Origin of the sequence: Synechocystis sp. LEGE 06083, from assembly GCF_015207725.1 — a bacterium.
GTDB classification, from domain to species: Bacteria; Cyanobacteriota; Cyanobacteriia; order Cyanobacteriales; family Microcystaceae; genus Synechocystis; species Synechocystis salina.
The window spans coordinates 1-8,758 of sequence record NZ_JADEWJ010000161.1; the positions used below are offsets into that span (position 1 = coordinate 1).

The 8,758-nt window shown below is 48.9% G+C and carries 7 protein-coding genes; 2 read left to right on the forward strand and 5 right to left on the reverse strand.

What is annotated here, in order from left to right:
• Positions 1–111 precede the first annotated feature (111 nt).
• Both sppA and IQ219_RS12650 read left to right on the forward strand, forming a co-directional pair.
• On the forward strand, positions 112–1,938 hold the full coding sequence (gene sppA / locus IQ219_RS12645) for a signal peptide peptidase SppA (protein WP_194072838.1): 1,827 nt from the start codon (positions 112–114) through the stop codon (positions 1,936–1,938).
• Positions 1,939–1,961: 23 nt separating this feature from the next.
• Entirely contained in the window at positions 1,962–2,732 is a 771-nt protein-coding gene (locus IQ219_RS12650) for an SDR family NAD(P)-dependent oxidoreductase (protein WP_194072839.1), read from the forward strand.
• A gap of 264 nt (positions 2,733–2,996) precedes the next feature.
• Here IQ219_RS12650 and IQ219_RS12655 read toward each other — a convergent pair whose 3' ends face one another.
• The 5 genes from IQ219_RS12655 to pyk all read right to left on the reverse strand — a co-directional run.
• Positions 2,997–3,416: a type II toxin-antitoxin system HigA family antitoxin gene (locus IQ219_RS12655; RefSeq protein ID WP_194072840.1), complete on the reverse strand. Its 420-nt coding sequence runs from the start codon at positions 3,414–3,416 to the stop codon at positions 2,997–2,999.
• A 139-nt stretch (positions 3,417–3,555) separates the two neighbouring features.
• Positions 3,556–3,876, reverse strand: coding sequence for a type II toxin-antitoxin system HigB family toxin (locus tag IQ219_RS12660; RefSeq protein ID WP_194072841.1), 321 nt, complete (start codon positions 3,874–3,876; stop codon positions 3,556–3,558).
• Positions 3,877–4,126: 250 nt separating this feature from the next.
• On the reverse strand, positions 4,127–5,281 hold the full coding sequence (gene recF / locus IQ219_RS12665; RefSeq protein WP_194072842.1) for a DNA replication/repair protein RecF: 1,155 nt from the start codon (positions 5,279–5,281) through the stop codon (positions 4,127–4,129).
• A 41-nt stretch (positions 5,282–5,322) separates the two neighbouring features.
• Positions 5,323–6,984: an ABC transporter ATP-binding protein gene (locus IQ219_RS12670; RefSeq protein ID WP_228017036.1), complete on the reverse strand. Its 1,662-nt coding sequence runs from the start codon at positions 6,982–6,984 to the stop codon at positions 5,323–5,325.
• A gap of 212 nt (positions 6,985–7,196) precedes the next feature.
• Positions 7,197–8,758 (reverse strand): pyruvate kinase (gene pyk, locus IQ219_RS12675; RefSeq protein WP_194072843.1); only part of this gene is annotated, 1,562 nt, incomplete at its 5' end.

Below are 8,758 nucleotides of genomic sequence, written 5' to 3' on the forward strand. Positions count from 1 at the left end.
ACCCCTCTATCTAGGCTCCGCCTACCGCACCCTAGGCACCAAGGAAAACGATCAAATTGAGATTAAACTTGACCGTAAAGCCCTCCAGGAATTAGCACGCAGTCAGCCAGCATGAAGAATTTTTTCCAGCAAATGGTGGCTAGTTTCCTCGGAACCTTGGCAGCCATTGTGGTTTTGCTTAGCCTTGGGGCCAGCAGTTTGGTGTTGTTGTTCGTACTGATTGCGGCTGAGGCAGACCCCGTACTGGAGGAAAAAACTGCCCTCATTCTCGATCTAGCTACCCCCATTCGGGACACCAGCCCCACCCTCAATTTACAGCAGGGTTTACTGGGCAATCGGGAAGAAATGTTACCCCTGCGGACGGTGGTTAATGCCATTGAAAAGGCCGCCGGAGATGACCGCATTGTGGCCCTATTAATTGATGGTCGTCGCAGTAACCAAGTGGAAGGTTATGCCAACTTAAGTGAGGTGCAACAGGCCTTAGCTAAATTTAAACAATCGGGCAAAAAGATTATTGCCTACGGCCTTAACTATAGTGAACTAGGCTACTATTTGGCTTCCACTGCCGACTCCATTTTAATTAATCCCATGGGTGGGGTGGAAATGAACGGCTTGGGAACCCAGCCAATTTTTTTTACTGGAGCGTTGGCCAAGGCTGGCATTGGGGTACAGACCCTGCGGGTGGGTAGCTACAAAGGGGCCATTGAACCTTACACCAGGGAAAACCTAAGTCCAGAAAATCGCCAGCAACAACAGCTCCTGCTAGAGCAAATTTGGCAAATTTATTTAACCAGTGTTGCTGATAATCGTTCATTAACAGTGCCCCAACTCCAGGCGATCGCCAATGAAGAAGGTTTACTCTTTGCCGACATAGCCCTAAGGGAAAAGTTGGTGGACAAAGTGACCTATTGGGATGAAGCTTTGGCGGAGTTAAAACAGTCAGGGGTTTGGATTAATGACTCCGATGAAGCGGAAGAAGAAGAAGAACAGGAGTTTAGAAAAATTAGTTTGGCTGAATACCATCGGCTGCAAACATGGGAAGCCGAAAGCCACGACCAAGGCCCCAAAGTAGCCATTGTTTACCTAGAAGGTTCCATTGTTAATGGTAGGGGCACCTGGGAAAATATCGGCGGCGATCGCTATGGGGAACTGTTAAGAACTATTCGTCAGGATGATGACATTAAAGCGGTGGTACTCAGAATTAATAGTCCCGGTGGTAGCGCCAGTGCGGCGGATATTATCTGGCGGGAAGTGGAGCTTTTGCAGGCCCAGAAACCAGTGATTATTTCCATGGGCAATGTGGCGGCTTCCGGTGGTTACTGGATTGCCACTGCTGGGGAAAAAATTGTTGCCCAACCCAACACCGTCACCGGTTCCATTGGGGTTTTTAGCATTCTCTTTAACGTGGAAAATTTAGGCGATCGCCTGGGGCTAAACTGGGACGAAGTGGCGACTGGAGAGTTGGCCAATGTAGGTTCCAGCATTAAACCCAAAACCGAGTTGGAGTTAGCTATTTTCCAACGGGCGGTGGATAGAGTTTACGATGTTTTTTTAGACAAGGTAGGCAGTGCCCGCAATTTACCCCCCGCCGCCTTGGATTCCGTGGCCCAGGGGAGAGTTTGGACTGGAGTGGAAGCTCAAAAAGTTGGGCTAGTGGATCAACTGGGGGGACTGCAAACGGCTTTGACCTTAGCGGCGGCCCAAGCAGAGTTGGGAGAGCAATGGCAAGTAAAGGAATATCCCACCCCGAGGGGGCTAAATTCCCTCCTATGGAGCAATTTCAGCCATAGTTTCACCCAGAACTCCGTCGTCCTACCACCATTTCTGCAAAGCAATTGGCAACAGTTGGAGCGGGAATTGACAGAGTTGGCTCAATTCAATGATCCCCAGGGTATTTATGCCCGCTTGCCCTTTACCTTCCATTTCCTTAATCCTTAACCATTTTTTGGTTGGTTGAATCCATGGCAAACCAGAATTTCTCCGCCCACAATCATCCCCAAACGGTGGTCATAGTGGGGGCATCCGGGGGCATTGGTTTAGGTTTTGTGCGTTATTTCCTTACCCAAGTTCCCTTTCCGGTCAAAATTTGGGCCACCTACCGCCAGGCGATCGACGAGTTGGATCATTTAGCCAAGGAAAATTCTGACCGTTTAACCCTAGTGTCGTTGGATATTACTTCAGAAAGTCAGATTGCACAATTTAGTCAGCAATTGGGTAAAACCGAAGTTAATTGGCTGATCAATTGTGTGGGCATTCTCCATGTGGATGACAACCCACCAGAAAAAAGTTTGCGCCATTTACAGCCATCACAGTTACAGCAATATTTCGTCGTTAATAGCATTGGCCCGGTGTTGTTAGCCAAGCATTTTTTGCCCCATTTCCGCCATGCTTCCCCCAGTGTTTTTGCTACTATTTCCGCTAAAGTGGGGAGCATTGGCGATAACCAGTTGGGCGGCTGGTACGGTTACCGTGCTTCTAAAGCGGCGCTGAATATGTTGCTCAAAAATACGGCGATCGAATACCGTCGAGTTGCGCCCCAATGTACAGTAATTTTGCTCCATCCTGGCACCACTGATACTTCCTTGTCTCAGCCATTTCAGAAAAATGTTCCCCCAGAAAAGTTATTTACTGTAGAGCGCACTGTGGGGCAATTAATGGCGATTTTGTTGCAGGTAAAATCAGAAAATAGTGGCACGTTTTATAGTTGGGATGGCAGTATTTTGCCCTGGTAATCTGTCTGTGAAAGTTCTACATACAGCTGATCGAGCCAAAATCAGGAGATTGCAACTATCGCTTTTCTATCTTCCCTTTTCTGATAGGAGAGCGATAACTTTTGGGGTGAGTCAATTGTTGTTGTGATGGCGCAGCAATTTTGTTCCTGCAACAAACTCTTGGCAACTCATGCCAATGCCCCTACGAATATTTGCATCACTTATTGGATTGGTTTTCCAGAATGAAGATATTCAGGGCTTAATTTTATATTCCCAGAGATTAATTTAGGCGACAAAAAAATCCCCAGAAGAATTCGCAGGGAAAAATACAGCCGGTGAGACATGGAAAAATGCGGCCAATTCTTGGATATGGCGGGTTGTGAGTTGTCGCTTGCCATTCAACACCGCAGAAACAATCGATTCTGTTTTGAAAATTGGCACTAGATCTTTTTGCTTTAATTCATTTTCTTCTATTAAAACTTGCAGAAGTTCTACACCATGGATATCAGAAATAATATCCCCTTGCTGTTGTTCGTATTCGTAGATTAAGGTGCCAAGAACTTCCAAGTAATCTTCTTCGTCAGCGGTTAACGCCTCTGTATCGAGCAGATTATTAACCACTGCTTGAGTTGCTTCAAGCTCTTGGGCGGAGCGAATGGGTCGGGGGGGGAAAGACTGAATTAAGTTTAAGTATGTAACGCTCATAGCAATATTTTTATGGCAAGTAGGGTAATTTATTTTTGACAAAGATTAATCTGAAAAATTAAGTGTTTAAAGAGGAAAGCAAGATGATTTTAGGATTTTTTCTAAGTTAGCTATTCCTTAATCTTTTAGGAAATTAGATTTATGATTTGAACCATGAATCCTTTTTCCAATTACCTTTGCTATAGTCTGCGTGGGTTAACACGGCTCTGATATAAACTCGGCCACTATTGCTTTCTTTGGTGGGAAAGACAATTTTGGTGATGAGCCTATAATTATTCCCACCAATGTTAAATACAGTTAGTTGCCCAACTGGATCGGCATGGGGAAAGGTTTGACGAACATCATCTAAATGTTTCCAGTGGCTATGGCTGGTGATTTTGTACCAAACCGTTAAGCTCGCTTTGGCATTTGGATGCTTTTCCCAGAATTGCTTCAGGGCAGTTTTCGAGATGATGTGCATAGGCAACGTTGCTCAAGATGGGGTTGACAGCCATCATCTGCTTTCCTCGACTATGGGGTTAACCACAATTTGATCTTAGCGTTTTGCGAAGTTTTTTGGCAATGGTTACTACACCATTTTCTGACGATAGGGGCATTAAAGCGGATGGTTAATTCGTACTTTGTCGGTGAGGAGATCGTACATCAGTCATTTTTTCTGTAGTTTGAGTTTTCTGTCGATATTCAACAAGTCTGGCTCAGTTCATCAAACATCAGTCAATTTCCGATGGCCATCGTTCCTCTAGTTGACCCTCATTCACCTGCAGAATTTGAGCCGATCGCCGCCAACGGTCATCAAAACGATTTAAGTGAGTAGTGGTGATTAGGGTTTGAAAACGGTCTTCAATGGCCATCAACAATTGCCCCTGGCGATCGAGGTCTAACTCGGCCAAGACATCGTCCAATAGCAACAGAGGCGGCTCCCCAATTACCGTTTCAATTAAACTTAATTCGGCCAATTTCAATGCCAGCACCAGGGTGCGTTGTTGTCCCTGGGAGCCATAGGTTCTGGCCGGGGTTTCATCAATGACAAACCCCACTTCGTCCCGATGGGGCCCCACCACCGTTGCCCCTAGATGCAATTCTGCCGATCGCCGTTGGGCCAATCTTGCCAAAAAAGCCTCGTGTACTACATCAGGATCATCCCCTTCCCAGATCACATTGGGCTGATAGGTCACAGTGAGGGTTTCATTGCCGCCGCTAATGCATCCATGCCACTCTTGGGCCAGAGGAGCCAGCCGGGCCAAGCCCCTCGCCCGACGGCGAGCCACCCTAGTGCCCATTTCCACCAACTGTTGGTCCCAGAGTTCCAACGAAGCGCTTAATTCTTCCCCCAAAGCTAGACCCGTTTCCCACTGCTGTCGGAGGCTTTTCAGTAAAGCATTGCGCTGCTTAACAATGTGTTGATATTGGGCCAAGATATGGGCATAGAGGGGTTCTAGTTGGGTTAATAAAGTATCCAGCCACTGGCGACGGCAGTCCGGTGCGCCCCTGACCAAATCTAAATCTAAACAGGAAAATTCCACTGCATTTAAGCAACCCAAAAAATCTAACTGGCGGCGGCATTGGTTTTGATTAATGCGTAGATTGCGCCGGCCCGATCGCCGCAGGTCAATCTCCAACTCCGCCACACTGTATTGTCTTTCCAGTAAAGCTTTAATTTGACCACTGGCCGCCCCATCTAAAACTAATTCCTGGTCCCGGCTAGTACGATGACTTTTTAGGGTTGCTAATAGTTCTACTGCTTCCAATAAGTTAGATTTTCCCTGGGCATTATTGCCCACCAAAATGGTTTTTTGAGCAGAAAATTCCACCTCCTCTTCGAGGTAATTGCGAAAGGCCCGTAAATAAAGTTTCTTCAGATACATTTTCTTACTCAACGGGGCAAAAATTGGCAACCTTTTCCGGTCTAGGAAGCGAACTGTTGGGCATGGAAACGGGCGTAGCGGCCTTGGTGGGCCATTAACTCCTGATGACTACCCATTTCAACAATTTCCCCCCGTTCCAACACCACAATGCGGGTGGCCTTACGCACCGTGGCCAAGCGATGGGCAATGACAAACACGGTTCTTTGCTGGACAATGCGCTCCAAAGCTTCCTGCACCAACGCTTCCGACTCCGAATCCAACGCTGAAGTGGCCTCATCTAAAATTAAAATGCTGGGATTGCGTAAAATTGCCCGGGCAATGGCAATGCGCTGACGTTGGCCTCCAGACAGGGTGACTCCCCGTTCCCCCACATAGGTGTAATAGCCCTGGCTCAACTCCGTAATGAACTGGTGGGCATTGGCAATGCAAGCTGCTTCCTCAATGGCCTTTAGGTCTAAGTCCGTTTTGCCAAAGGCAATATTCTGGGCGATCGTGCCAGAAAAAAGGATATTTTCTTGGGGAACAATGGCGATTTGCTCCCGCAAACTTTTCAAAGTAATGCTATCAATGGCGTGGCCATCAATGCGTAAACAGCCGCCGGTGACGTCATGGAGCCGCATCAATAGGTTCACCAAGCTGCTCTTACCGGCCCCGGAAGCTCCCACCAAGGCGATCATTTCCCCCGGCTCGGCCTGTAAATTAATCCCACTCAAAACCGGTTTATTTTCTAGGTAAGCAAAATCGACGTTCTCATAATGCACCGCCCCCTGGAGATGATCAATGGCCACGGCAGTGGGACTATCTTCCACCGAAGGTTGCAGGGCAAAAATTTCAAAAATGCGGTCAACGGAGGCTTCCCCCTGTTTGAACAAATTGTAATTGCTGGTGATGTGGCTAATGGGGTCAATGAGCATGGCCACCCCAGTGACGTAGCTAATAAATTCAATGCCGGTTAAATTGCCGAGGGAAATTTGCCAAGCCGCCAGGCAAAATAACACCACTACCCCCATGGCTTCCAAAAATCCCACCACCACAAACTGCAATGCCTTCATGCGTTCGGCCAAAAACTGCGATCGCCGATGTTGCTGAGCCTCTTCCCGGAATAAATCCAATTGGTAATCTTCGGCGGCAAAGGCTTTGACTAAACGAATAGCCCCCAACGTTTCCGTCAACAGAGAAGACAAATTGGAAATGCGGGTTTGACTACGGCGGCTGAACTTCAACAACTGTTCCCCAAAAAAGCCAATTAACACTGCCATAAGGGGGGCAATGACCAACACCGCACAGGTGAGGGCCCAGTTGAGATAAAACATGTAACCGAACACCACCACCAATTGCAACGCCGAAGGAACAAAATCGTGAAATAACTTATTCACCACCTCACCAATGCGGTCAATGTCCTCGGTGAGTCGATAGGATAGGTCTCCCGTTTTTGCCTCCTCAAAATAGCTCAGGCTTAATCGCTGCAAATGGGCGTAGGTTTTTTCCCGCAGGGTCAACGCCATATTGAGAGCGGCCTTGGCCATGAGGGTATCCTGACCATACTGGGCCATGCCCCGCACCAAAAAAATCACCGCCGCCACCCCTGCCATAATCAAAATGGAGCGCACATCCCCCTCGCCGATGTATTTGGCCATGCGCCCCACCAGCCAGGCGAGGATAGGCCAAAAAACGGTGAATAGCAGAGTACAAAGAAAAGCCAGCCCAATGGTACGCCGATGGGGACGAATATAGGGGATTAACAGCCAGTAACGGGACTTAAGGGAAGATTTTTTCTGCAAAGGAATAAACTACGTCGGGGAAAGAACCCCGTTGATTCTACCAAAATGTTACTGGTCCAGGGGCCAGAGGATGGAGGACTCCATCGGGACGATGGTTCCCGTTTTAGCCCTACCCCTTGGCCCAGAACCAGCTTCTATCCTTTGGACACTGGGGGTAAAGCCCCGGAATAAATTAAGCCTTTTTGGGCATCAATGGTGACAATGGCTCCGTCCCGAATCTTTTGGGTAGCTCCCTTAAAGCCCACAATCACCGGCACCCCCAGCCGCAAACCAATGATGGCTGCATGGCTGGTTAGGCTTTCTTCTTCGGTGATAATGCCCGCTGCCCGTCGCATCATCTCCACACAGTCAGCGTTGGTAGAAGGTACTACTAAAATTTCTCCCTGGGTAAACTGGGCGATCGCCTGGGGATGCGCCGCTACCCTAGCCCGACCACTGACGGCCCCCTGGCCAATGCCTACGCCCCGACCGAGAATGGCCTTGACCACTTCCACTTTAATTAAATCGGTGGAGCCAGCCACCCCCTGCAATGTCCCAGCAGTCATCACCACCAGGTCCCCATCCCGGAGAAAATGGTCTTCCTGGGCCACGTTAATGGCGGCTTGGAACGTTTGACTGGTGGAAGGTAAATCTAACACTAGGAGAGGCTTAACTCCCCACACCAATTGCAACTGACGGGACACGTCCACATGGGGAGTAACGGCCAGAATGGGGGTTTTGGGGCGGAACTTGGACACATGGCGGGCAGTGGAGCCGGTTTTAGTCAAGGACATAATGGCTGCGGCGTTGAGGGTTTCCGCAATCTGGCTGACTGCACTGGAAATGGCGTTGGGGATGGACGTACGGCTGGCTTCCGCCTGGGAAGGGTTGATATCTTCTTGCTCAATGCGCTCCGCAATTTTGGCCATAATTGCCACCGCTTCCACAGGAAATTTCCCGATCGCCGTTTCATTGGAAAGCATCACCGCATCGGTACCATCGAGGATGGCATTGGCCACATCGGATACCTCAGCCCTGGTGGGTCGGGGACTGTTAACCATACTGTCCAGCATTTGGGTGGCGGTAATCACGGGAATGCCCAAACGGTTAGCGGTGGCAATGAGCTTTTTCTGCAAAATCGGCACATCCTCCGCCGGCAGCTCTACCCCCAGGTCCCCCCGGGCCACCATTACCCCATCACATTTTTCCAGCACCGCCTGCATATCCTTGATGGCTTCGTGCTTTTCAATTTTGGCGATCACCGGTACTGATTTTCCCGCCGCCGCAATTAAACCTTTGATTTCATCAATGTCCTGGGGATTGCGCACAAAGCTCAGGGCCACCCAGTCCACCCCCTGGTCAAGGCCAAACATCAAATCTTCCTTATCCTTGTCCGTCATCGCCTTAACGGAAAGACAAACCCCAGGGAAGTTAACCCCCTTATTGCTAGAAAGGGTCCCCCCCACAATTACCCGACAGTGCAGATCCCGATTGACCCGGTCAATTTCCTCCACTAGCATTTCCAGTTTGCCGTCGTCGAGCAAAATCCTTGCCCCAGAGGGAACTTCATCCGCTAAATGCTCATAGCTGATGGAACTAATAATTTCAGTACACTCCACCGGGCGACTGGTAAGAATGTAGGGGTCACCGTTTTTCAGTTGTACAGAGCCCGCATCATTCAAAAATTTGCCCACCCGAATTTTGGGCCCCTGTAAAT

What these genes read in the sequence shown, in the direction of transcription:
- sppA (WP_194072838.1), top strand. Translation starts at nt 112, where the DNA reads ATGAAGAATTTTTTCCAGCAAATGGTGGCTAGTTTCCTCGGAACCTTG.
- IQ219_RS12650 (WP_194072839.1), top strand. Translation starts at nt 1,962, where the DNA reads ATGGCAAACCAGAATTTCTCCGCCCACAATCATCCCCAAACGGTGGTC.
- IQ219_RS12655 (WP_194072840.1), bottom strand. Translation starts at nt 3,416, where the DNA reads ATGAGCGTTACATACTTAAACTTAATTCAGTCTTTCCCCCCCCGACCC.
- IQ219_RS12660 (WP_194072841.1), bottom strand. Translation starts at nt 3,876, where the DNA reads ATGCACATCATCTCGAAAACTGCCCTGAAGCAATTCTGGGAAAAGCAT.
- recF (WP_194072842.1), bottom strand. Translation starts at nt 5,281, where the DNA reads ATGTATCTGAAGAAACTTTATTTACGGGCCTTTCGCAATTACCTCGAA.